20 protein-coding genes are annotated in these 23,943 nt (G+C 73.8%); 16 read left to right on the top strand and 4 right to left on the bottom strand.

The window, feature by feature from the left end:
• Positions 1–55: 55 nt before the first annotated feature.
• A complete protein-coding gene (locus tag ACZ3YL_RS24700) occupies positions 56–1,993 on the bottom strand; it encodes a S9 family peptidase (protein ID WP_465659875.1) in 1,938 nt (645 codons plus the stop codon).
• Positions 1,994–2,859: 866 nt separating this feature from the next.
• Here ACZ3YL_RS24700 and ACZ3YL_RS24705 point away from each other — a divergent pair.
• From ACZ3YL_RS24705 to ACZ3YL_RS24755, 11 genes are all read left to right on the top strand, one after another.
• On the top strand, positions 2,860–4,092 hold the full coding sequence (locus ACZ3YL_RS24705; RefSeq protein WP_465659876.1) for an ATP-grasp domain-containing protein: 1,233 nt from the start codon (positions 2,860–2,862) through the stop codon (positions 4,090–4,092).
• A gap of 46 nt (positions 4,093–4,138) precedes the next feature.
• Positions 4,139–5,293, top strand: coding sequence for a saccharopine dehydrogenase family protein (locus ACZ3YL_RS24710; protein WP_465659877.1), 1,155 nt, complete (start codon positions 4,139–4,141; stop codon positions 5,291–5,293).
• Positions 5,294–5,325: 32 nt separating this feature from the next.
• Positions 5,326–6,657 carry a lysine N(6)-hydroxylase/L-ornithine N(5)-oxygenase family protein gene (locus ACZ3YL_RS24715; RefSeq protein WP_188307627.1) on the top strand — a complete coding sequence of 444 codons (1,332 nt, stop codon included), beginning with the start codon at positions 5,326–5,328 and terminating at the stop codon, positions 6,655–6,657.
• A 151-nt stretch (positions 6,658–6,808) separates the two neighbouring features.
• Entirely contained in the window at positions 6,809–8,833 is a 2,025-nt protein-coding gene (locus ACZ3YL_RS24720) for a class I tRNA ligase family protein (protein ID WP_465659878.1), read from the top strand.
• Between the two features lie 165 nt (positions 8,834–8,998).
• Positions 8,999–10,267: an aspartate aminotransferase family protein gene (locus ACZ3YL_RS24725; RefSeq protein ID WP_465659879.1), complete on the top strand. Its 1,269-nt coding sequence runs from the start codon at positions 8,999–9,001 to the stop codon at positions 10,265–10,267.
• Positions 10,268–10,337: 70 nt separating this feature from the next.
• Positions 10,338–10,970, top strand: a complete 633-nt coding sequence (locus ACZ3YL_RS24730) for a sigma-70 family RNA polymerase sigma factor (RefSeq protein WP_188307290.1) — start codon at positions 10,338–10,340, stop codon at positions 10,968–10,970.
• Between the two features lie 46 nt (positions 10,971–11,016).
• Complete coding sequence (locus tag ACZ3YL_RS24735) at positions 11,017–12,018, top strand: NAD(P)-dependent oxidoreductase (RefSeq protein WP_188307289.1); 1,002 nt, start codon at positions 11,017–11,019, stop codon at positions 12,016–12,018.
• A gap of 35 nt (positions 12,019–12,053) precedes the next feature.
• Positions 12,054–13,325 carry an adenylosuccinate synthase gene (locus tag ACZ3YL_RS24740; RefSeq protein WP_188307288.1) on the top strand — a complete coding sequence of 424 codons (1,272 nt, stop codon included), beginning with the start codon at positions 12,054–12,056 and terminating at the stop codon, positions 13,323–13,325.
• A 40-nt stretch (positions 13,326–13,365) separates the two neighbouring features.
• Entirely contained in the window at positions 13,366–13,956 is a 591-nt protein-coding gene (locus ACZ3YL_RS24745) for a phosphoribosylaminoimidazolecarboxamide formyltransferase (RefSeq protein ID WP_188307287.1), read from the top strand.
• Complete coding sequence (locus ACZ3YL_RS24750) at positions 13,953–14,981, top strand: LLM class flavin-dependent oxidoreductase (protein WP_465659880.1); 1,029 nt, start codon at positions 13,953–13,955, stop codon at positions 14,979–14,981. The genes ACZ3YL_RS24745 and ACZ3YL_RS24750 overlap by 4 nt, the downstream gene beginning before the upstream one ends.
• A gap of 4 nt (positions 14,982–14,985) precedes the next feature.
• Positions 14,986–16,335, top strand: coding sequence for an NtaA/DmoA family FMN-dependent monooxygenase (locus ACZ3YL_RS24755; RefSeq protein WP_188307734.1), 1,350 nt, complete (start codon positions 14,986–14,988; stop codon positions 16,333–16,335).
• 106 nt (positions 16,336–16,441) lie between these two features.
• On the opposite strand, the gene ACZ3YL_RS24760 is transcribed toward ACZ3YL_RS24755, so the two are convergent.
• The 3 genes from ACZ3YL_RS24760 to ACZ3YL_RS24770 form a co-directional block, all read right to left on the bottom strand.
• Positions 16,442–17,650, bottom strand: a complete 1,209-nt coding sequence (locus tag ACZ3YL_RS24760) for an MFS transporter (protein WP_188307733.1) — start codon at positions 17,648–17,650, stop codon at positions 16,442–16,444.
• Positions 17,651–17,692: 42 nt separating this feature from the next.
• Positions 17,693–18,706, bottom strand: a complete 1,014-nt coding sequence (locus ACZ3YL_RS24765) for an HD domain-containing protein (protein WP_465659881.1) — start codon at positions 18,704–18,706, stop codon at positions 17,693–17,695.
• A gap of 209 nt (positions 18,707–18,915) precedes the next feature.
• Entirely contained in the window at positions 18,916–20,265 is a 1,350-nt protein-coding gene (locus tag ACZ3YL_RS24770; protein ID WP_188306126.1) for an aminotransferase class I/II-fold pyridoxal phosphate-dependent enzyme, read from the bottom strand.
• A gap of 173 nt (positions 20,266–20,438) precedes the next feature.
• Between ACZ3YL_RS24770 and ACZ3YL_RS24775 the strand changes: the two genes are divergently transcribed.
• The 5 genes from ACZ3YL_RS24775 (at position 20,439) to ACZ3YL_RS24795 (ending at position 23,914) form a co-directional block, all read left to right on the top strand.
• Positions 20,439–21,122 carry an HAD family hydrolase gene (locus ACZ3YL_RS24775; RefSeq protein ID WP_465659882.1) on the top strand — a complete coding sequence of 228 codons (684 nt, stop codon included), beginning with the start codon at positions 20,439–20,441 and terminating at the stop codon, positions 21,120–21,122.
• Positions 21,123–21,291: 169 nt separating this feature from the next.
• Positions 21,292–21,987 (top strand): phosphoribosylaminoimidazolesuccinocarboxamide synthase, encoded by a 696-nt coding sequence (locus tag ACZ3YL_RS24780; RefSeq protein WP_465659883.1) that lies wholly within the window; start codon positions 21,292–21,294, stop codon positions 21,985–21,987.
• Complete coding sequence (locus tag ACZ3YL_RS24785; protein WP_317621173.1) at positions 21,980–22,681, top strand: SDR family oxidoreductase; 702 nt, start codon at positions 21,980–21,982, stop codon at positions 22,679–22,681. Before ACZ3YL_RS24780 ends, ACZ3YL_RS24785 begins: the two co-directional genes overlap by 8 nt.
• A gap of 34 nt (positions 22,682–22,715) precedes the next feature.
• Complete coding sequence (locus tag ACZ3YL_RS24790; RefSeq protein WP_188306123.1) at positions 22,716–23,117, top strand: hypothetical protein; 402 nt, start codon at positions 22,716–22,718, stop codon at positions 23,115–23,117.
• 2 nt (positions 23,118–23,119) lie between these two features.
• Positions 23,120–23,914 carry an HAD family hydrolase gene (locus tag ACZ3YL_RS24795; protein WP_188306122.1) on the top strand — a complete coding sequence of 265 codons (795 nt, stop codon included), beginning with the start codon at positions 23,120–23,122 and terminating at the stop codon, positions 23,912–23,914.
• The last annotated feature ends 29 nt before the right edge of the window (positions 23,915–23,943 follow it).

Below are 23,943 nucleotides of genomic sequence, written 5' to 3' on the forward strand. Positions count from 1 at the left end.
CTGAGCCCGCGGACCCCGCCCGGGGTCCGCGGGCTCAGCCGCGTGCCCGCCCGGCTCACGCCGGGGCGAAGCCCAGCGCCCGCCCGTACAGCTCCAGTTCGGCCTCCAGGCAGCGCACCACGGTGTCCCGGCGGCGGAACCCGTGGCGCTCCCCGGGGAACAGCAGGTAGGTGTGCGGGATGCCGGCCCGGACCAGCCGCTCCACCAGCCGCTCCGCCTGGGCGGGCGGGCAGATGGTGTCCAACTCGCCCTGGAACAGCACCACCGGGACATCCAGGCCGTCCGCCAGCCGTACCGGCGAGCGCTCCTCGTACGCGGCGCGCTGCTGCGGCCACGGGCCGATCAGGGCGTCCGCGTACCGGGACTCGAAGTCGTGGGTGCCGCCGGCCCGCCAGGTCACCGGGTCGAGCACCGGGAAGTAGAGGCCGGCCGCCCGGTACAGCTCCGGCTCGGCGAGCGCGGACAGGATCGCCGTCCAGCCGCCGGCGCTGCCGCCGCGGATGGCGATCCGGGCCGGGTCGGCCAGGCCCTCGGCGACCAGGGCGCGCACCACCGTCGCGCAGTCCCGCACGTCCACCTGCCCCCAGCGGCCGCGCAGCCGCTCCCGGTAGGCCCGGCCGAAGCCGCTGGAACCGCCGTACTGGACGTCCACCACGCCGATGCCCCGGCTGGTGAAGTAGCTGATCTCCTGGTTGCGCACCGGCTGGCTGCGGCTGTTGGGCCCGCCGTGGACGAAGACCAGGTACGGCGGCAGCTCGCCGGCCGGCCCCTCGAACTCCGGGTGGTACGGCGGGTGGACGTAGGCGTGCACCGGGGAGTCCGGGCCCTGGAAGGTCCGCACCACCGGGCGGGAGGCGTACTCCTCGTGGGCCCGCAGCGGCGCCCGGACCACCTCGGCGGTGCCGTGGGCCGGGTCGACCAGCACCACGGTGCGGCGGTGCTCCGGGCCGGCGACCACGGCCGCGATCCGCCGGCCGTCGGTGGCCACCGAGGACCACTCGGTGTACGGGAGGTCGAGGTCGGTCAGTCCGCCGTCCGGGCCGAGCAGGCCGAGCCGGCGCCGGCCGGTGCCGTGGACGGTGGCGAGGGTGCCGTCGCGCAGCGGCAGCAGCCAGCGCAGGCCGATCCGCCACGGGGCCTCGCCGAACTCCTCCTCGGCCGGGTGGAGTGCGCGGACGGCGCCGTCCGGGCCCAGCTCGTGGACGTTCCACCAGCCACCGGGGTCGGCGACCGCGTAGAGCCGGTCGGAGCCGTCGGCCGCCCAGTCGGCCTGCACCACGGCCTCGCGGTCGCCGCCCAGCAGCCGCAGCGGCTCGCCGAGCGTGCCGTCCGGGCCGATGTCGGCGGTCATCAGCTCGGTGCCGTCCCAGGGCATGTTCGGGTGGTCCCAGCCCAGCCAGCACACCCGGCGGCCGTCGGGCGACAGCCGAGGCCCCGTCAGGAAGGCGTGGCTGGCGGCCAGTTCGCGCACGGCCTTCGGGTCCTCGGCCGCGCCGCCGTCCAGCGGCAGGGCCACCAGGTGGCGTTCGGCTTCGGTGCCGGCCTCGTTCAGGACGGTCTCGCGCAGCGTCCACACCTTGTTGCCGCGCACCGTGAAGTCGCAGTAGCGCAGTTGGGTGCCGGGCGGCGGGACGGGGCTCAGCGGGACGGGCTCCCGCCCGGGGGACCACCGGTAGAGCCGCTGGTCGCCGCGGTGGCTGAAGACCACCCCGTGCTCGGCCCGGTCCGACACCGCCGTCCACGGCCGCCCGCCGTACTCGATGACGCCGCTGCGCACGTCCCAGCCGGGCGGCAGCACCTGGACGACGGCGCCGTCCGGGCCGCGCCGCATCAGGGCGTTGCGCCCGCCGTCCTCCGGGAGCACCTCCGTCCAGCAGGGGTCGGCTCCCAGGAAGCCGACCCACTCGACGAGGACCCCGCCGCGCACCACGTCGGCGGGGGTGACGGGGGAGGGCCAGGTGCCGTACGGCGCGCTTCGGGCGTGGTCTGCCATGCGTTCTCCTCGGCAGTCAGGGGGGCCGGGTCGGGAACGGGGACCGGGGGCCGGAGTGCCCGGGCGGGGCCGGCGGGCGCACCGCCCGGGCGCGACTCAAGTCGCTTGCGCCACAGGCGGGTTCGGTGACGTCGAAGAGGCGGACGGCCGGAACGGGATGCCACCCGGGGCCGCCCCGGTCGGACTGATCATCCTGCCAGAGGCCGACCGGCCCCGCCCGAGGTCCGGACAAGTTTCTACCGGAGGGAAGGATTTCGGCCAAGCGGGCTCGAAAGGTGGGCCGGACCAGGGCACCGGGCACCCGGACGCCGGGGCCGGGGGGCGTTCCACCCGGGATCGGAGAAAGCGCTAACTCGCGTGCAACAGATGGCCCTTGACGGTGGAACGGCAGGTGTCGACGGGTGTCGCCCGGGAAGTGACCGATGATCGTCGGAGCTTCGGCGCTGACCTGAAGCGACCGGTTGACATGTCTCAGTGGGCAAATCATGCTGGTGGTGAACCCGAGGGCGGCGTTGTCGACGGTGCCCGTGTTACTGGAGAATCCTGAAACCCGGTCCGGGGCCGGGGGTTGCGCGGCGGTACCCATGCCGCCGACTCGGGATTCCCGTCAATTCTTCCGTGCTCCTCTCCGCAATCGGTCGCGTGCCACTCCGACGCGGCCCGCGGCGTCGTGCGCGGAACTTCCTGTGAGCGTGACCGGTTTACCGTGCGGAACTTGCGCACATTCCCCGTAACCGGACAGGTTTGACCACCGGTCAGGCCGGAGAGGCAATCGAAGGCCTCTCTGGTCATCGTTGGATCTGCTCGGCTTTCTCATCCGGCAAGGCAAAGTGGAGGGTCCTGTGGCGAAGCGCCATGTTCTTTTCGTGAACCTGCGGAGGATTCAGCGAGAGGGTCTCGAGTCCCTTCTCGCGGCCCGTCGTCTCGGATATGGTGTGGTGCTCCTCGGCCGTTCCGTCCCGGAATTCGCGAAGCCGCTCGTGGACGAATTCCGCCAGGTCGACACCTACGACCGGGAGGCCTCGCTGACGGCCGCCCGGGAGCTCGCCAAGAGCTACGACCTGGCCGGCGTCGCCAACTTCACCGAGGTCGACGTCCAGCTGGTCTCGGCGATCGCCGCCGACCTCGGCCTGCGCGGCATGTCCGAGACGGCCGCGCTCCGGGCCCGCAACAAGTACGCGATGAAGGAGGCGCTGCGCCACCTCGGCGGCGTGCTCCCGCGCTTCGCCCGGGTCACCGGCCTGGACGAGCTGCGCACCGCGCTGGACGAGGTCGGGCTGCCGGCCGTCGTCAAGCCCACCGGGGCCTCCGGCTCCAAGGGCATCTTCGAGCTGCGCGAGCAGGCGGACCTCGAACCGGCCATGGCCCGCCTGGCCGGCATCGCCCGGCCGGACTTCGACCCGGTGTTCCGCCAGTTCGGCGCGGAGTTCATCGTCGAGGAGTTCCTGGAGGGCGACGAGCTGAGCGTCGAGGGCTTCGTCTCGGACGGCGAGGTGCACGTCGTCACCGTCACCGACAAGGTGACCAGCGTCCCGTACCACCTGGAACTGTGCCACAAGGTCCCCAGCGCGCTGCCCGCCGACGCCTGGGCGGAGATCACCGCGACCACCAAGGACATCGTGGCCGGCCTGGGCTTCGACCACTGCGCCTTCCACCTGGAGGCCAAGTGGAGCGAGCGCGGCCTGCGGTTCATCGAGATCGCCGCCCGCCCGGCCGGTGACTACATCGGCTCGCACCTGGTGCCGGCGGCCACCGGCGTCGACTACTTCGAGAACGTCATCCGGGTCGCCACCGGCGACCCGCTGCGGCTGGAGCACGACCGGCAGCTCAACGCGGGCCTGCGGTTCGTGCTCGCCGAGCGGGCCGGCCGCTTCGAGGAGGTCGGCGGCCTGCAGGCGATCTGCGAGCAGGCGGGCTTCGACCACGTCTTCTACGAGGTCCCGGCCGGCACCGAAGTCGCCCTGCCGCCGGAGAACTTCGGCCAGCAGCGGGTCGCCGCGGTGCTCGCCCGGCACGTCACCCGGGCCGGCCTGGAGGACCTGCTGGGCCGGGTGCCCGCCGAGGCGGTGGCCCGGGTGACCGCGGCCGACGGCGAGTAGACGCCGTGGCGACCCCAGTGCGCGTCGTGGCGCGGGGGCGGCGCTCGTGAGGGCGGCGCTGGTGGGTTGCGGGCAGATGGGCCGGGCCGCCGCGTACGCGCTGGCGACCGGCCCGGACACCACCGAGCTGACGCTGGTCGACCGGGACCGCGAGCGGGCCGAGGAACTGGCCCGCTGGCTGGCCGGGTTCGGCGACTGCCCGGTCCGGGTCGAGACCGATGCGGCCGACGCGCTCGCCGGGCGGGACGCCGTCGCCACGGCCCTGCCGTGGGCGGCGACCCGGGCGGTGATCCGCACCGTGGTGCGCACCGACCCGAGGGTGCCGGTGGCCAGCATCACCCGGCCGCCGACCGAGGAACTCCCCGGCCTCGACGCCTGGTTCCGGGCGGCCGGCGCCACCGTACTGCTGCCGCTCGGGCTCGAACCGGGCCTCACCGAGCTGCTCGCGGTGCACGTGGCCCAGCGCCTGGACCAGGTCGAGACGCTGGAGATCTGCTGCGGCGGCGTGCCCGAGCAGCCGCGCGAACCGCTCGGCTACACCGCCTTCTTCGGCGGCGAGAACGACCACCACCTGCCGATCGCCCAGCGCGAGGCACTGGCTCTGAGCGGTGGCCGCAGGGTGCGGCACGCCCGCTTCTCCGGGGTCGAGACGCGGGAGGTCGACGGCGTCGGCCGGCTGGAGGCCTACCACGACGGCATGGCCCCCTGGCTCGGCGAGCACCCGCTGCTGCGAGGGGCCGACTGCACCCAGAAGACCCTGCGCTGGCCCGGCTTCGCCCAGGCCGTCTCCGACCTGGCCCGGCTCGGGCTGCTGGCCGAGGACACCGTGGACGTCGACGGCGTCGAGGTGCCGCCCAAGCGGGTGGTCGAACGGGTGCTGGCCCCGCAGGTGCGCGCCCGCTCCGGCGACCGGGACCTGGTGGTCCTGGAGGTGACCGCGCACGGCCGGCTGGCCGGCGCGCCGGCCAGCCTGCGCAGCACCGTCCTGGACTCCGCGGACGAGGCGACCGGCCTCTCCGCGATGGCCCGCACCACCGGGTTCGCGCTGGCCGGGGCGACCGGGCTGCTCGCCGGGCGGTCGGTCACCGGCCCCGGCTGGCACAAACCGCACCGCACCCTGTCCGCCGAGCAGTTCGACGGACTGATGGGGTCACTCACCGCCCGGGGAGTGACCTGGCTACCGGCGCACGAGATCGGCTGACCCAGCACCCTAGTGACAACGGGAGAGACAGCATGAGTGAGATGCCGGAGACTTTCGATCTGGTGGGTGTCGGCATAGGTCCCTCGAATCTGAGTCTCGCGGCACTGACGTCGGGGGAACCGGGCCTGTCGACCGTCTTCGTCGACCACAAGGAACGATTCGAGTGGCACCCCGGCCTGATGCTGCCGGACGCCCAGATGCAGGTCCACTTCCTGAAGGACCTGGTCACCCCGGTCGACCCGACCAATCCGTTCTCCTTCCTGGCCTTCCAGGTGGACACCAAGCGGCTCTACCGCCTGCTGGTGACCGGCCGGTCCAAGGTGCCGCGCCGGGAGTTCGAGCAGTACTGCCAGTGGGCGGTGGCCGGCCTGGACAACCTGCGCTTCGGCGTGCGGGCCGAGAACGTCGAGTGGGACGGCGGCGCCTTCGTCGTCCACACCAGCGACGGCCTGCTCCAGGCCCGCAACCTGGTGGTGGGCACCGGCCTGTCGCCGCGCCTGCCGCACAGCCTGCGCGGCCACGACCCGGAGCGGGTCTTCCACACCGACCAACTGCTCCGCCGGCCGCGCGACTTCGCCGGCAAGCGGGTCGCCGTGGTCGGCGGCGGGCAGAGCGGCGCCGAGGTCGTCAACTACCTGCTGGCCGGCGAGGACCGCCGCCCCGAGCAGATCCTCTGGGGCACCCGGCGGACCAACCTGCTCCCGCTGGACGACAGCCCGTTCGTCGACGAGCTCTACCTGCCCGACTACAGCCACCACTTCTACGGCCTGCCGGAGGATCAGCGCGAGGAGATCGTCCAGCGGCTGCGCCTCACCAGCGACGGCATCTCCATCCCGCTGCTGGAGGACCTCTACCGCCGGCTCTACGACCTGGACCTCCTGGAGGGGCGTGGCCGCAGCTGCCGCATCCTGCTCGACCACACCCTGGAGGACCTGGAGGAGACCGCCGACGGTCTGGTGATCAGCTGGCGTCCGGCCCGCGGCGGGGCGCCGGTGCGGGAGACGGTGGACATCGTCATCTGCGCCACCGGCTACGAGCACGCCATGCCCGACCTGCTGCTCGGCCTCAAGGACCGGCTCGCGATCAGCGACGGCCTGCCGGTGGTGGGGCCGGACTTCAGCCTCCAGTGGGACGGCCCGGCGGAGAACCGCATCTTCGTCCAGAACGCCGCGCGGCGGGAGTACGGGGTCGCGGACCCCAACCTCAGCCTGCTCGCCTGGCGCAGCGCGGTGATCACCAACAGCCTGCTCGGCCGCCCGCGCTACGACACCGGATCGGTGAGCACGGCGCTGGACTGGCCGTCCGCCGCTCCGCAGGAGGCGGGCGACGCACTCACCGAACTCGCCCTCAACACCGGCCACTGAGCGACACCGGCCACTGAGCAGCACCGGCCACTGAGCAGCACCGGCCACCGAGCAGCACCGGCCACCGAGCCGACACCGGGCACCGACCGAGCACCAACGACTCCGGGAGAGGAGCCGGGGGCGAGTCCACCCCCACCACACGATGGACATCGTGACCGTTCCACGCACCGTCAATGAGATGGGGCTGCCGGACTTCGTCCGCAGCGTCCAGCCGGCCTGGGCGCAGAACCCCGAACTCCCCGTCAACGTCCGCAGGGTGACCCTGCGGCCCGGCGAGACCACGGCCCCGCACAACCACCACGACATCGAGGTCTGGGTGATCCTCGACGGCAGCGGCGAGGTCACCGCGGACGGCGAGACCGTGCCGGTGACGGCGGGCGACGCGCTGCGCATCCCGCCGCTGGGCGTGCACACCCTGCACAACCCGGCCGAGGACCGGCCGCTGTCCTTCCTCACCTTCTGGTGGGAGGACCTGGCCGCGCTGGACGCCGAGCACGAGCGGCGCGCCGCCCGCACCGCGCAGGCCGGGCGTCCCGTCCTACTGCTGCCCTCCTTCCCGACGCCCAACGGCGAGCTCCACCTGGGCCACCTGGCCGGCCCGTTCCTCAATGCCGACCTGCTGCGCCGCGGCCTGATCGCGCGGGGCACCCCGGTGCGGCTGCTGCTGGGCACGGTCGGGCACCAGAGCCAGGTCGCGGCCGCCGCCCAGGAGCAGGGGCTGACGTTCTACGAGCTGGCCGAGCGCAACACCGACGCGATCCAGGAGGCGCTGGCCGCCGCCCGGGTCGAGTGGGACGTCTTCGTCCGGCCGTCCTCCCCGCGCTACCCGCAGGTGGCCCTGGAGGTGTTCGAGCGGCTGCGCGCCGACGGGACGGTGGTGGCCAAGACCGTTCAGGCCAACTACTGTGCCCCGTGCGGGACCTACCTGTTCGAGGCGTTCGTCGCGGGGGCCTGTCCGCACTGCGGCTCGCGGGACACCGCGGGCATCGAGTGCGAGGCCTGCGCGCTGCCCTTCGCCGACGACGAGCTGCTGGACCCGAGCTGCCGCTCCTGCGGGACGCCGGCCGAGCAGCGCGAACTGACCCGCTACTACATGCCGCTGGAGCCGCTGCGGGCCCGGCTGACCGGCTACCTGCGGTCGGTCTCGATGAGCGCCCGGCTGCGGTCCTACGTGGACCGGGTGCTGGCCGCCCCGCTGCCCGACCTGCCGGTGAGCACCGTCGCCACGGACGGCATCCTGCTGCCCGCCGACCCGTCCGGCGCCACCGACGGCCAGCGGATGTACTCGGCCTTCGAACTGGCCGCGCGCTTCCTCACCGCGATCGACGACCTGGCCGGTCAGCAGGGCCTGTCCGGCTGGGAGGAGTACGCCGAGGCCGAGGCACCGCGCACGGTGCTGTTCTTCGGCTTCGACAACGCCTTCCTGCGCGCGGTGGTCTTCCCCGCCGTCCTCGGGGCCTTCACCGACAAGCTGGCGCTCGCTGACACCATGGTGTGCAACGAGTTCTACCTGCTCGACGGGCAGAAGTTCTCCACCGGGCGCAAGCACGCGATCTGGGGCCGGGACGCCTTCCGCCCGGAGACCGGCGACCAGCTGCGGCTCTACCTGGCCGCCACCAGCCCGGACATCCGGCGCCGGGACTTCGTCGTCGCGGACTACCGGGAGTTCGTCCGTACCGAGCTGCTCGGCGAGTGGGAGGGCTGGCTGGCCTCGGTCGACGGCCGGCTGCGCAAGCACTTCGACGGCGTGGCGCCGGAGGCGGGCAGCTGGAACGGTGAGGCCGAGCAGTTCTACGGCCGGATCCGCGCCTTCGCCGCCCGGCTGGCGAACGCCCTGGAGCCGGAACGATTCTCCGCCCGCACCGCCGCCCGCGAACTGCGCGAGTTCGTGGCCGAGGCCCGCCGGTTCACCGAGGTCTGCGAGGACGTCCTCCTGGTGCAGCCGGTCTCGGCCACCGCGCGGACCTGCATGGCCCTGGAACTGACGGCCGTCCGGGCCCTGGCGGTGGCGGCCGCGCCGCTGCTGCCGGAGCTGGCCGCCCGCCTCGCCGGCCAGCTGGGGGAGAGCGCCCCCGCGGCCGGGGACCCCCCCGTGCGCTGGGTCGCGCCCGGCACCGCCGTCGCCCTGGCCGGGCCGTACTTCACCGCGGACTCGCCGACCGGCCCCGCGCACTGACCCGGCCCCGCGCACTGGCCCGCCCGTCGCCCACCTGACCCCTCGCATCCGGCCCGGCGCGCCGGCCGGCGATCCGCCACACGCCGCGCCGAGCGCACCTGTGCCCCGCCCGATTGTTCCCCGCCGATTCCGAAGGCCGTCCAGGCCCGTCCCGAAGGGTTGCCCGTGAACACCGAGAAGTCCGCCGCCCTGTACACCCGCGCGGTCGAGGTCATGCCCGGCGGCAACAGCCGCACCGCCGTCTACAGCTCGCCCTACCCCGTCTACGTCCGCTCCGGCAGCGGCGCCCGGGTCACCGACGTCGACGGTGTCGAGCGGATCGACTTCCTGAACAACAGCACCACGCTGATCCACGGCCACGCCCACCCCGAGATGGTCGAGGCCATCGCGGCGGCGGTCGGCCACGGCACCAGCTTCGGCATGCCCACCCCGGTGGAGGTCGAGTACGCCGAGGCGCTGTCGGCCCGCAACGAGACCTTCGAGCACGTCCGCTTCACCAGCTCCGGCACCGAGGCCGTGATGATGGCCGTCCAGGCCGCCCGCGCCTTCACCGAGCGCCCGAAGATCGCCAAGATCGCCGGCGCCTACCACGGCGCCTACGACGCCGTCGCGGTCAACAACGACGGCTCGGGCAACCTGATCAGCCACGCCGTCACCGGCAACCCCCAGGGCGTCGTCGGCAACACCGTGGTCATCCCGTTCAACGACCCGGAGGGCTCGCTGGAGGTGCTGCGCCAGCACGCCGACGAGCTGGCCTGCGTGCTGATCGACCCGGTGCCGTGGCGGATCGGCCTGCTGCCCGCCAGCAAGGAGTGGCTGGACGCGCTGCGCGAGTTCTGTGACGCCAGCGGGGCGGTGCTGATCTCCGACGAGGTCGGCTCCTACCGGGTCGGCTACCACGGCGCCATGCAGCTGCTCGGCGCCGAGGCCGACATCACCGTCCTGGGCAAGGTCATCGCCGCCGGCATGCCGATCGGCGCCGTGGCCGGCCGCCGCCGCTTCATGAGCGTCTTCGACCCCAGCAAGGGCAAGCCCGCCCTGCCGCACTCGGGCTCGTACAACGCCAACCCGGTCAGCATGAGCTCCGGCATCGCCGCGCTGCGCCTGCTCACCCCGGAGGCGCACGAGCGGATCGGCCAGCTCGGCGAGCAGGCCCGCGTCGGGATGCGCGCCGCCCTCACCGAGGCCGGCCTGGACTGGGAGGTCAACGGCCTCGGCTCGCTGTTCCGGGTGGTCGCCAACAGCGCCCCCGCCGGGTACGACAGCGCGGCGACCGCGATGAAGGCCCTGTACTGGAAGCTGCTGGACAACGGCATCCACCTCGGCGACAGCGGCCTGGGCTGCGTCTCCACCCCGATGGGCGAGGAGGAGATCGCCGAGTACTCCGTGGCCTTCGCCAAGAGCCTGGGCCAGGTCCTGGCCGAGGGCCGCTGACACGAGCCTGCGTCCGGTGCGGGGCCGCGACCGCGGCCCCGCACCGGAACAGCCCTGGGAGGCAGCACCGTTGTCCCGCCCCGTCCAAGAGCGAGAACAAGCACCCGACGAGCAGCACGACGAGCGGTTCGAGAGCCAGCGCCCCCGGCTGCTGGCGCTCGCCTACCGGCGGCTCGGATCCGTCGCCGAGGCCGAGGACATCGTCTCCGAGGCGTGGCTGCGCTGGTCCGCCGCGACGAACATCGAGAACCATGCCGCGTTCCTGGCCACCGTGGTCAGCCGGCTGTGCGCGGACCACCTGAAGTCCGCGCACGCCCGGAAGGTCTCCTACGTCGGCGCCCTGGTGCCCGAGGAGGCCCTGCCGAGCGTCGGCGAACCACACGAACTGGTCGGTGACGAGGACGCGTTGCGCGGCCGGATGACCTGGCTGCTGGAACGCCTCAGCCCGGCCGAACGCGCCGTACTGCTGCTGCGCCGCGCCTTCGACTACAGCCACCGGGAGATCGCCGCCGCACTCGGCATCAGCGAGGCCTACAGCCGCAAGCTGTACGGCCGGGCCTGCGACCGCCTCGCCGCCGACCGCTCCCGCTTCACCCCCGCGCCCACCGAGCGCACCGAGCTGACCCGGCGGTTCCTGGCCGCCAGCCGCGGCGGCGAACTCAAGCCGCTGGAGCACCTGCTCGCCGCCGCCATGGCCGCGTGACGCGGCACCACCACCCTTCCACCCCCCTGCCTGAGGAGACCCCGCCATGCGACCCACCGTGGTCCTGATCGGCTCGATGTACGCGCCCGAAGCCGAGGAACTGCTGGAGCAGCACGCCGACGTCCGCCGGGTGGACGACCAGGACCGGCCGGCGATCCTCGCCGCCGTCGCCGGGGCGCACGGCATCGTGGCCCGCTACCCCGCCCGGATCGACGCCGAGCTGATCGCCGCCGCCCCGAACCTGGTCGCCGTCCTCTCCAGCGGCCGCGGCGTGGACAACATCGACCTGGACGCGGCCAGCGCGGCCGGCGTCGTCGTCGCCAACAACCCCGGCCTCGGCGGCAAGCCGGTCTCGGAGCACGCCCTCGGCCTGCTGCTGATGGTCACCCGCGGCCTCACCGCGATCAGCCGGGACGGCATCGAGAAGGCCTGGGACGCCCGCCTGACCGCCCACCGGGTCGAGCTGACCGGCAAGGTGCTCGGCATCGTCGGCCTCGGCAACGTCGGCGGCTGGATGGCCCGCCGGGCGCACGGCGGCTTCCTGATGCGCGTCCTCGCCTACGACCCCTACGTCTCCGCCGAGAAGATGGCCGAGGTCGGCGCCGAGAAGGTCGAGACGCTGGAGGAGCTGCTCTCCCGCGCCGACTTCGTCACCTGCCACCCGGAGCTCAACGACGAGACCGAGCAGATGTTCAACGACAAGACGTTCGCGCAGATGAAGCCCGGCGCGTACTTCATGAACACCTCGCGCGGCCGGGTCGTCGACGGCGCGGCGCTGGCCCGGGCACTGCGCAGCGGCCACCTCGGCGGCGCGGCCCTGGACGTCTACGAGGACGAGCCGCTGCCCGCCGACAGCGAGCTGCTGGACATCGAGAACCTCGTGCTCAGCGCGCACATCGCCGACTTCACCGTGGAGACCAAGCGGGCCCTGGCCCTCTCCGCCGCCACCCAGCTGCTGCTCGCGCTGGAGGGCAAGCAGCCGCCGGCCGTCCTCAACCCGGACGTCTGGGGCCAGGCGGCCGAGCGCCGCCGCGCCCTGCTGGCCTGACCACCGTACCGACGCCGAGCTGAGGGAGTTTCGTCGTGCTGAAGGCAATCGTGGGCCTCAACTGGGGTGACGAGGGCAAGGGAAGAATGGTCGACAACCTCTCTGCCGAGGCCGACTACACGGTTCGCTACCACGGCGGCAGCAACGCCGGTCACACCATCCACACGGACCGGGGCAAGTTCAAGCTGCACAGCCTGCCCAGCAGCGTGCTGCGCCCCACCGTGACCGGCGTGCTGGGCCCCGGCATGACCGTCGACGTCGAGGGCTTCCTGGGCGAGTTCGAGGCGATCCGGGCCGAGGGCGTGACGGCCGACCGGCTGCTGGTGGCGGACGCCGCCTCGGTCTGCTTCCCGTTCCATCGCGACCTCGACGGCGCCGAGGAGGAGCGGCTCTCGGACGGCCGGTACGGCTCGACCCGGCGCGGCATCTCGCCGGCCTACGGCGACCGGGTGATGAAGAAGACCCTGCTGGTGCGGGAGCTCTTCGACCGGGAGAACCTGCCCGCCCGGCTGGCGGCCGTCCTGGACTGGGCGAACGAGCGGCTGGTGCGGGTCTACGGGCGGGCGCCGCTCTCCCTCGACGAGGTCACCCGCTGGGCCGCGGACGTCGCCGAGCGGCTGGAGCCGCACGTCGTCGACGCCACCGACCTGCTCGGCAAGGCCCTGGACGACGGCGCCACCGTCATCGCCGAGGGCCAGCTCGGCGCCCTCAAGGACCTGTACTACGGCATCTACCCGTACACCACCTCGTCGACCTGCCTGGCCGGCCACGCGCCGGTGGGCATCGGCGTCCCGTGGGCGCGGGTGGACCGCACGGTCGGCGTGACGAAGGCCTTCTCCTCGTGCGTCGGCGCCGGGCCGTTCGTGACGGAGTTCGACGAGGAGCGCGCCGACCGGCTGCGCCGCCAGTGGGGCGAGTACGGCTCCACCACCAACCGGCCGCGCAGGCTGGGCGCCTTCGACGCGGTGGCGACCCGCTACGGCGTGCGCGTCCAGGGCGCCGACGAGGTCGCCGTCACCAACCTGGACCAGCTCAGCGGCACCGGCGAGCTGGACCTGTGCGTGGCCTACGAGCGGGACGGCCGCACGGTACGGGAGTTCAGCCCCCGGCCGGCCGAACTCGAGGCCAGCACCCCGGTGTACGAGACCCTGCCCGGCTGGGACGAGGACATCTCCGGCGTCCGCAGCTACGAGCAACTCCCGTCCGGCGCCCGGCAGTACGTCGAGGCGATCCAGGAGCTGCTGGGGGTGCCGGTGCGCCACGTGTCGGTCGGCTCCCACCGCGACGCGCTGATCGAGATCAAGTAGACGACCACTCAAGGACGACCACTCAAGGAGGATCGCTGACATGCTGGCCGTACTCGCGGTGAGCGACAAGCGGAACATCGAGCCGCTGGCCGCCGGACTGCTCCGCCTCGGCTGGAGGGTCGCGGCCACGGAGGGCACCTACCGGCTGCTGCGCGACGCGGGCCACCGGGTCGAGAACATCGCCGACCTGGCCGGCGTCCCGACCCTGCTGGGCGGCCGGGTCAAGACCCTGACCGTCTCCGTGATGGGCGGCATCCTGGCCCGGGAGACCGAGTCCGACCTGCGGGAGATGGCGGAGTACGGGATCCCCCGGATCGACCTGGTCTGCAACAACTACTACCTGCTGCCCGAGCCGCAGCCGGGCCTGGAGCCGGCCGGCTTCCGGGAGAAGGTCGACGTCGGCGGGCCCGCGATGCTGCGCGGGGCGGCGAAGAACTTCGAGCACGTCATCCCGCTCAGCGACCCGGACGACTACGACGAGGTGCTGAAGCTGCTGGAGCAGGGCGACGGCCGGCCGGACGCCGTCCCGGTGGAGCGCCGGCTGGCGCTGGCCGGCAAGGCGTTCCGGATCAGCAGCGCGTACGACGCCTCGGTGGCGGAGCTGTTCGAGGCGAGCGGGGGCCGGTCGTGACCGGACCGGTGCTGGTCTACCAGCTGCCCGAGGACCTGCTCGCCGGGCCCGCCGCCGGGATCGTCGCGGCGGCCGGGCGGGCCGAGGAGGCCGGGGTGCACGCCCTGCTCCTCGGCGACCGCCCGGCCGCCCGGCCCGGCCGCCCCGCCCCGCCGGCCGCGATCGTCGCCGCGTCGATGCTCGCGGTGTGCACCCGGCGGATCGGCCTGGTGATGGACGCCGCGCCGGCCTACTGCGAGCCGTACAACCTGGCCCGGATGGTCGCCTCGCTGGACCACATCAGCGGCGGCCGGGCCGGCTGGCGGGTGGTGACCGGCCCCGACCCGGAGGCGGACGCCAACCACCGCCGGGACGGCGTCGACCCAGCGGACGGCCGGGAGGCCCGGGCCGCGGAGTTCCCGCCGCTGCTGCGCGACCTCTGGGACACCTGGGAGGACGGCGCCTTCGTGCACGAGAAGGACACCGGGCGGTTCATCGACCCGGACCGCGTCCACGTGCTCGACCACGCCGGCCCGGTGCTGCGGGTGCGCGGGCCGCTCAACCTGGTCCGCCCGCCGCAGGGCCACCCGGTGCTGCTGGCCCCGGCCGGCGAGCCGCTGCTCGCCGCCGAGGCGGACGTGCTGGTCGCGGGGGCGCCCGACCGGGCGGTGGCCGCGGACCGGCCGCTGCTCGGGACAGTCACCCCGTTCGTCGCCGAGACGGCGGAGCGGGCCCGCGCACTGCACGCGGAGGCGGGCGCCCCGCGCTCCGACGACGGGCACGCGGTGCTGGTCGGCGACCCGGCCGAGGTCGCCGGGCAACTCGCCGCCTGGGCCGACCGCACGCCGCTGGACGGCTTCGTGCTGCGGCTCCCGCTGGCCGGGAGCGTCGCGGCGTTCACCGACCTGGTGCTGCCCGAACTGCGGGCGGCCGGGCGCTACTCGGGCGCCTCCGGGGCCGGCACCCTGCGCGAGCAGCTGGGGCTGGCCCGGCCCGAAAACCGGATCGTCGCCCGGCTCACCGCCGCCGGCGCGGAGAGGAGCTGACGACGTGTCCGAGCGAGAACTCCACCTCGGGCTGATGTTCTGGGCGACCGGCACCCACTCCGCCGGGTGGCGCCACCCCGACGCGGCCGCCGACGCCGCCTACGACATCCGCCTCATCCAGGAGGTCAGCCGCAGCGCCGAGCGGGCCAAGCTCGACTTCGTCTTCCTCGGCGACCGGCTGGCCAGCGACCCGGCATTGCAGCACAGCAACCCGGCGCAGATCTCCCGGCTGGAGCCCTACAGCACGGCCATGGCGATCGCCGCCGCCACCACCCACATCGGCGTGGTGGTCACCGCCAACCCGACGTACTCCGACCCGTACGCCATCGCCCGGCTGCTGGCCTCGCTGGACCACCTCAGCGACGGCCGCGCGGCCTGGAACCTGGTCACCGGCGCGGACCCGGCGGCGGCCCACAACTTCGGCCGGGACGCCCACTGGGACACCTCCCGGCGCTACGACTGGGCCGAGGAGACCCTCCGGGTGGTCCGCGAGCTGTGGGACTCCGCCCCGGAGCCGGACGGCACCGGGGCCCGCCGGATCGACCACCGGGGCGAGTACTTCTCGGTGGACGGCCCGCTGGACGTCGCCCGGCCGCCGCAGGGCCACGTGGTGGTGTTCAACGCCGGCACCTCGGACCGCTCCCGCGAACTCGGCGCCCGCGACGCGGACATCGTGTTCGCCGGCCCGCAGCCGACGCTGGCCAAGCGCCGGGAGTACTACGCCGACATCAAGGCCCGGGCCGCCCGGTACGGCCGCGCCGACCACGTCGCGGTGCTGCCCGGCCTGACCCCGATCGTCGCGCCCACCACCGAGGAGGCGGTCGCCCTGCACGACCGGCTCAACGCGCTGCTGGTGCTGGACCCGGAGCAGGAGATCGGCGACATCGTGCGCGCGGGCGGCATCGGCGAGGGCCACCGCCGCAACCTCACCTCCGCCTCCGAGGTGTTCGGGGTGGACGTGCGCGGCAACGACCTGGCCGCCGCCGTCCCGGTGAGCACCCTGGCCGCGGTCTCCGAGGAGGGCGCCCGGCGGCTCGCCGAGATCACCCGGCTGACCAGGCGCACCGTGGACGGGCCGAACCGGATCACCTACGGGGACCTCGTGCACGCCACCCCCGCGCAGCTCTCGTACACGGTGGTCGGCAACCCGGAGGAGGTGGCCGACATGATCCAGGAGTGGTTCGAGGAGGGCGCCGCCGACGGCTTCAACATCTACCCGGCGTACGTGCCCGGGTCCGTCACGGCGTTCACCGAGCTGGTGGTGCCGGTGCTCCAGCGGCGCGGGCTGTTCCGCAAGGAGTACGGCGGGCGGATGCTGCGCGACCACCTCGGGATGGCCGTGCCGCCGCGCTGAGGCGCCTGCCCGCAACGACGGTGCCGCACAACGACGGTGGGCCTCCGGAACCAGGGTTCCGGAGGCCCACCGTCGTTGCCGTCGTGCCGGTCGTCGTGCCGGTCGTTCAGCGCTGCGCCGCGTCCGCGGTGGCCGGGGCCGGGGCGGTGGCCGGGCCGGTGGCGAAGCCCTTGCGGCCGAGGGCCAGGATGGTCAGGGTGACCAGGGCGCCCGCGGTGCCGCACAGCGCCGCCCAGTGCTCGTTGGTGTGCGCCAGCACGTTGCCGACGGCCGCCGAGCCCAGCGAGGTGCCGGCCGCGAACAGCGTCACCAGCCAGGCGAAGGCCTCGGTGGTGGTGCCCGGCGGCGCCAGCTCGCCCACCAGCACGAAGGTGACGGTCAGCATCGGGGCCAGGAACGCGCCGGTGAGCAGCATCAGTACGGCCATGTAGCCCGGCGGCGGCACCAGCACCAGCAGTCCGTACCCGACCACCAGGCCGCCCGCGAACAGCACCCCGCGGTTGGCGAGGGTGCCCGGCCAGCGGCGCGAGCCGTACACCAGCACGCCGGCCAGCGACCCGAAGGCGTTCAGGGCCAGCAGCGAGGGCGCGCCGCCGGGCACGTGCCAGCGCTCCGCGTACGAGACCACCAGGACGTTCAGGGTGCCGATCGCGAAGCCCACCCCGATCAGCGCGCTGAGCAGGGTGACCAGCCGGCCGCTGCGCAGCGGGCCCAGCCAGTCGGTCGAGCGGGCCTCGGCCCGCCACTCCCGGGACGGCTTGGCGCTGGCCACCACCGCGACCCCGAACAGCCCGAGCAGCGCCTGGACGCACAGCGCGGCCGTCGGCGACCAGAGGGCGACGCTGCCGGTGACCACCAAGGGGCCCGCCACGAAGACGAGTTCCTGGGCGCTGGAGTCCAGCGCGTACGCCGATTCGAGCTTCTCGGCGGGGGTGATCGCGGGCCAGAGCACCCGCAGGCAGGGCTCCAGCGGGGGCGTCATCGAGCCGGCGAGCACGGCGCCGACCAGCACGGCGGCGGGCTGGTGCGGTGCCAGCGCGATGGCGAGGAAGCCCACGGCGGCGAGCAGCGCGGTCGGCACCAGGACGCGGGTCTGCCCCCAGCGGTCGACGAGGCGGCCGAGCAGCGGTGAGCCGACCGCCGCTGAGATTGCGTACGAGCCGGCCGCGGCGCCGACGAAGCCGTACCCCGACCCGGCCTCGCGCAGCGCCAGCGGGATGGTCAGCGCGGTCATGGCGGAGGGCAGCCGCCCGACCCAACTGCCCAGCAACAGGCGGGTGACGGAAGGGGATCGGAGTAAGACGAGGAAGCTCATGAGCACCACCTTAGGGGGATCTACGCGCGTGTACCCGCCGATTCAGGGATTGGCCGGGACATGAAGACGGAGCACCGCCGGACGGTCCGTGCGTACCCCCACCTCGATGTCCGTGACGGCGGTGGAGCGGTGGTGGGCCAGGCCGGGCGCGGCGGTGACCCAGGCCTGTCCGGTGGAGCGGTCCGCCCAGCACGCCACGCCGTCGCCGCGGGCCGTGCTGTGCCAGAAGTAGCGGTGCTGGTGGCCGGGCGGGAGCAGCGCGAGCAGGGCGGGCGGGGCGTCGCGCAGGTCGACACCGAGCAGCCGGTCGCGCTCGTCGAAGGTCAGCCAGACCTCGCCGCGGTAGCCGATCCGTACCAGCGGGCCGGTCGCCGGGGCGTCGAACACGGCCTGGAGGAAGCCCGACTTCGGGTCCCAGTCCACCCGGGGCACGGCCGCCGGGCCGGGGCCGGCCCCGCCCGGGAGGCGGCCCAGCCCGGCCTCCGTCCGGTAGTCGGCGGCCAGCCGGTGCACCAGGTCCATCCGGTCGGCGGCCAGCCGGCGGGCCGGCGCGGTCAGCAGCTCGCGCTCGGCCCGGAGCAGCGCCTCGTACAGCTCCGGCGGGGCCGGCCGGGGGCGGCCCGCGGCCGGGTCCGGGTCGTCCGGGTGCCAGGGCGGGCCCTCCCCGGTCAGTGCCCGCTGGAGCCCGGCGGCGCCCATCGCGTCGATCCGCTCGGCGTCCAGCACGGCCGCGCCGTACGGGGTTTCGGCGGCCCGGGAGCCCGGGCCGACGACCGTGAGCAGGTCCCGGTGCAGTTCTCCGGGCACCCCGGAGCGGGTCAGGAAGTCGCGTGCGGTGTCCTGGGCGCCGTCCGGGGCGTCCCGTGCGCCGGGCAGCCGGAAGCGGTGGTACAGGTAGGCGGCGCAGTGGGCGGTGCCCGCGGCGAGCCCCGACTCCTCGGCGATCCGGCCCGCCAGCGCGGCGGTCCGGGAGAGGTGGCCGGTGTCGTAGGGCGCGTCGAGCGCGCCCAGGTCGGCCAGGGTGTGGTCGTGCAGGCGCTCGAATATCGACGTCACGGCCTTCGGACTCCTCGGTCCGTGCTGGGTGGGGGCGTGGAGCGACCTGCCCGAGCGCGGCCGGTGCGTGGTGCCGGGCGTCCGGTCGGCTGGGCCGGTGGGAACGGTCGGTGGAGAGGCGGAACGGCCGACTTCTCTCCAGATCCGCCCGCCAGGATCGTTCGCACCGATCCCCCCTGTCAAGGACGCCTCACCCGCCTCACCCGTCCTCAGGTCAGGCGCCCGCGCTCCGGATCGACCCGGAGCGCGGCGGCCACCTCGGCCGCCAGCGCCGGGATCTCCGCCAGGGCGAGGCCCGAGACGGTCAGCCGCAGCCCGGGCCCGGAGCGCAGCCGGAACGGCGCGCCCGGGGCCACCGCCCAGCCCCGCTGGAGCAGCGCCACCACGGCCGAGGTCTCGTCGCGCACCGGGATCCAGACGTTGAAGCCGCTGCGCCCCAGCGCCGGGACGTCCTCCGCCGCCAGGGCGCGGATCAGCGCGCCGCGCCGCTCGGTGTAGTGGGCGGCCACCCGGGCGCGGTCCACCGAGGCGTCGGCCAGCAGCCGGGCCGCGGCCCGCTGGAGCACGTGGCTGACCCAGCCGGTGCCCAGCCGCTGGCGGCCGCGCAGCCGGTCCACGGTGTCGGCGTCGCCGGTCAGCACGGCCAACCGCATGTCGGGGCCGAGGAGTTTGGTGACCGAGCGGACCACCGTCCAGTGCCGCACGATCGGGCGCCCGTGCGCCGCGCAGACCGGGTGGTACGGGGTGTCCGCGATGGCGTGCCCGAAGTCGTCCTCGATCAGCAGCACGTCCGGATGGTCCGCCAGCACCGCGCGCAGCTCGGCGGCGCGGGCGGCGCCGACCGTCGCGCCGGTGGGGTTCTGGGCGCGGGAGGTGATCACCAGGGCGGCGGCGCCGGCTGCCAGCGCCTGGGCGACGTCCTGCGGGCAGGGGCCGTCGTCGTCGACCCCGACGCCGGTCATCCGCAGTCCGAGCGCCGGGAGCAGGTCGTGCAGGCTGCCCCAGCCCGGGTCCTCGACGGCGACCAGGTCCCCCGGTCGCAGCCGGGTCTGCAGCACCCGCTCGATCGCGTCCAGGGCGCCCGAGGCGACGGCGGTGGACCCGCCGGGCAGGCCGTCGGCGGCGAACTCCCGCCGGGCGATGGCCAGCAGGCCGGGGTCCATCGCCGGGCGGCCGTACAGCACCGGGTCGCGTAGCTGCTCGCCGGCCGCGAAGGCCAGGGCGTCGGCGAGCGGCGGCAGCAGGCCCGCGCTGGGGTTGCCGTCCGTCAGATCGCGGACGCCGTCCGGAACTTCGAAGTGCCGCTGGTCGCGCGGGGTGTGGGTGGGCCGGGGCAGCACCCGGGTGCCGCGCCGCCCGCCGGTCTCGATGACGCCGCGGTCCCGCAGCAGCCGGTAGGCCGCCGCCGCCGTGTTGGGGTTCACGCCCAGCTCGGTGGCGAGCCGGCGGAGCGGGGGCAGGGGGCTGCCGGGGGCGAGGTGACCGGCGGTGACGGCCTGCTCGACGTCGGCGGCGATCTCCGCGGCCCGACGCCCGCGAATCCGGTGCTGCTCTGGCATGATGACCATTCTGCACGACTGCTTCCGGGCCCGTTCGGGGTCCGCTCGGTCGGCTCACGTCCGCCGGCTCAGGTCCGCGCCGCGGGAGGCGGGTCTTCGGCGCAGTCCCCGGCACGGTCCCCGGAGCGGTCGTCGGCACACGTCATCGACACGTACTCCGAGGTGGATCACCGATGCTCAAGGGCCAGACGCTCGTCTTCGACGCCGACGACACGCTGTGGGAGAACAACGTTCTCTTCGAGCGCGTCATCGACGGCTTTCTGAACTGGGTCTGCGCGCCGGAGGATCGCGCGCGCACCAGGATCCTGCTGGACGAGATCGAGGCGAAGAACGCGGTGTCCCTCGGGTACGGCGCGGAGATGTTCCGGCAGAGCCTGCGGGACTGCCTGGAGACCCTCAACGGGCGAATCCCGACGGACGTGGAGAACGCCCGGGTGGAGGAACTCCTGACCCCTCTGACGAACCGTCAGGTGGAGCTGATCGAGGGCGTCGCCGAAACCCTCGTCGCCCTCTCCGGGAACCACGAACTCCTGCTGCTCACCAAGGGGAACCTGGAGGAGCAGCAGCGGAAGGTGGACGCCTCCCGGATCGCCCACCACTTCCGCGGCATCCACATCGTGCCCGAGAAGAACGTGGACACGTACCGGCGACTCACCGCCGAGCTGGGCCTGGACGCGGAGCGCACCTGGATGATCGGCAACTCGCCGAAGTCCGACATCCTGCCCGCACTCCGGGCCGGTCTGAAGGCCGTCTACATTCCGCACGAGCACACCTGGGTGCTGGAGCACGAGGAGTTCCGGCCCGAGGAAGCGACGCTCGCGCTGGGCAGCTTCGCGGAGTTGCTGGAGCACTTCTGAGTCCAGCCCCCCGATCATGACATGGCCTCTTCTAAACCTGCCGGAGGCTCTTTCTTTCCGGTCACGCCCGTGCCAGACTTGCCGCACCGCTGATCATTTAAGTCCTAGGCACCCTTGTGTGCCCGACCTCCTGAGAGAGCGACCTGTGGCCTCCTTAGACGCGGTTTCCGTGACTTCCCGTACTCCGGACATCCAGGGGCGGAGTAAGAAACTCTGGCATGTCGACGAGGGCCTCTGCCTGATCGAGATGATTCCCTCGCTCCGGAGTTTCACCTTCGATCGCGACGAACTCATCGACGGAACAGCTGAGTTGCGTCTCGACTTCTTCGAGTACGTTTCGGCGCGACTCGCCGAACGCGGTGTCCACACCGTCTTTCGCGAGCGCGTGGGGCCGGCCAGTTACCTCGCCGACTACCGGCCGGCCCCGCCGTTCGAGGTCATCGTCAAGAACCGGGCCACCGGTTCGACCATCCGCAAGTACCCCGGCCTCTTCGAGGAGGGGCAGGTCCTCGACCGCCCGGTCGTGAAGTTCGACTACCGGACCGACCCGGAGGACCAGCCGATCGGCGAGGACTACCTCCGGCTGCTCGGCGTCGACGTCGAACACCACCGGCAGGTCGCGCTCGACTGCAACGCGGCCCTGCGCGACCTGCTCGCGCCGCTCGACCTCTGGGACTTCTGCCTCGTCATCGCGCCCGACGACAAGCACGGACTGGTCGTCAACTCGGAGATCTCGCCGGACTGCATGCGCCTCAAGACCGTCGACGGCATGCCCTACGACAAGGACATGTTCCGGCAGGGCGCCGGCCGTGAGGACATCCTCGCCCGCTGGGCCGAACTGATCTCGATGGTCTCCGGTGGGTGATCCCGCGGCGCCGCCGATCGCCCTGGTGACGGGGAGCAACCGGGGCACCGGACGGGCCGTCCGCAGCCGGCTGATCGCCGACGGGTACGAGGTCCGCTGCCTCAACCGCACCCCCTGCGCCGACCACGAGGACCCGGTCACCGTCGACTTCGGCGACCCGGCCGCCGTCGCCCTGGCCGCCGGGCGGGTCCTCGCCGACGCCCCGCGGCTGGACCTGCTGGTCGTCAACGCCGTCACCCGCGGCTTCGGCACGGTCGCCGACGTCAGCGCACGGGACTGGGACGAGGCCGTCGCGGTCAACCTCACCGCGCCGGTGCGGCTCGTCCAGGCCGCGCTGCCGCTGCTGCGCCGCGCCCAGGGGCACATCGTGCTGATGGGCTCGCACGCCGGCTCCCGGCCGTTCGAGGGCGGCGTCGCGTACTGCGCGACCAAGGCCGCGCTCAAGCAGGTGGCCGAGGTGCTGCTGATGGAGGAGCGCCGGCACGGGGTGCGCACCACCCTGCTCAGCCCCGGAGCGATCCGGAACTTCGACGACGACCACTCCGCGTACAAGATGAGCGTGGAGTCCGTCGCCGAGGTGGTGTCCTGGGCGGCGTCCACGCCGCGCGACACCGTCCTAGGGGAGATCGAACTCCGACCCGGCAGGCTGGACACCCCACCTGTCGTCGGGCTCGACCGCCTCCAGCACGTCTGAAGGTGCACGAACTGCGACCGACAGGAGTGGAACCGTGGAACCGCACACCGGCACGGCCGGACTCTGCACGCCCGAGGCCGAATGGGACGAGGGGAGCGGGGAGTTCTCCGCCGACCTGCTGCCCGGCGCGGACGGGCCGGACGCGGCCCTGATGTCCTTCCGGACGGTGGTGTGGGTCGGGTTCGGCGCGTCCGGTGCGGTCAGCTCGGTCGACGTCCACGACATCCCCGCCCGGCTCTCCGACCGGATCCCCCGGGTGGAGGGCGATGACGTCCTCGGGCGCGCGGTCGTCGACACCCAGTGGCTCTGGGTGCCGCTCGGCAAGGAGCCGACCGTGCGCCGGCACGCGGGCACGGCCGACGTGGCGGCCGTGGTGACCGGCGCGGGCCTGGCCCGGCTCACCCTGCGGTTCCGTCCGGAAACCCCGGAGGGCTGACCATGGCCGACGGATACCGCCTGCTCGCCTGCGACCTGGACGGCACGCTACTGGACTCCGCCGGGGTGCTCCCCGACGAGGTGTCGGACGCGCTCGGCCGGGCGGTGGCGGCCGGCCTCGCCGTCGCGGTGATCACCGCCCGGCCCCCGCGCGACGTGCCGACCGCGGTCCGGGCGGGCATCCCGCCCTCGGCCTACTGGGCGCACGGCAACGGGGCGTTGGTGTTCCGGCCGGGCGAACAGCGGCCCAGCCGGCAGCTGGTCTTCGACCCGGCGGTGCCGCACCGGATCGCCACCGCCCTCGGGGAGGCCCACCCGGACTGGGTGCTGGCCTTCGACCTGCTGGACGGGACGGTCGTCCAGCCCGGCTTCCCGGAGGAGGTGGCCCGGCACTGGAACGGGGTCGAGTGGCGCGGCGGCGTGGAGTCGGGCCGGCCGGTGGTGAAGCTGCTGGCCTGTCCGTTCGCGCCGTTCGGCACCGAACTCGTCGACGCCGTCCAGGGGTTGGTGGGCATCGACGCCGAAGTCACCGCGTCCGGGCCGCACTTCCTCGAACTCGGCCCGCGCGGCACCGGCAAGCACGGTGTACTGGCCTGGATCGCGGCGGACCTGGGGCTCGACCCCACCCAGGCGGTCGCCGTCGGCGACGGCCTCAACGACTGCGGGATGCTCAGGCTCGCGGGCCTCGGCGCCGCCCCCGCCAACGCCCCCGAGGCCGTCCGGCGCGCCGCCGACCGGCTGCTGCCGAGCAACGACGACCACGCGGTGGCCCACCTGGTCGACCACCTGCTCGGCTGAGCCGGGGGAGCGGGGGCCGGCCGCCCCCG

It is taken from the genome of Kitasatospora sp. NPDC023176, from assembly GCF_055560495.1.

Coding starts and splice junctions, on each gene's coding strand:
- ACZ3YL_RS24735 (WP_188307289.1), top strand. CDS start 11,017: ATGCGACCCACCGTGGTCCTGATCGGCTCGATGTACGCGCCCGAAGCC.
- ACZ3YL_RS24760 (WP_188307733.1), bottom strand. CDS start 17,650: ATGAGCTTCCTCGTCTTACTCCGATCCCCTTCCGTCACCCGCCTGTTG.
- ACZ3YL_RS24795 (WP_188306122.1), top strand. CDS start 23,120: ATGGCCGACGGATACCGCCTGCTCGCCTGCGACCTGGACGGCACGCTA.
- ACZ3YL_RS24700 (WP_465659875.1), bottom strand. CDS start 1,993: ATGGCAGACCACGCCCGAAGCGCGCCGTACGGCACCTGGCCCTCCCCC.
- ACZ3YL_RS24745 (WP_188307287.1), top strand. CDS start 13,366: ATGCTGGCCGTACTCGCGGTGAGCGACAAGCGGAACATCGAGCCGCTG.
- ACZ3YL_RS24770 (WP_188306126.1), bottom strand. CDS start 20,265: ATGCCAGAGCAGCACCGGATTCGCGGGCGTCGGGCCGCGGAGATCGCC.
- ACZ3YL_RS24775 (WP_465659882.1), top strand. CDS start 20,439: ATGCTCAAGGGCCAGACGCTCGTCTTCGACGCCGACGACACGCTGTGG.
- ACZ3YL_RS24715 (WP_188307627.1), top strand. CDS start 5,326: ATGAGTGAGATGCCGGAGACTTTCGATCTGGTGGGTGTCGGCATAGGT.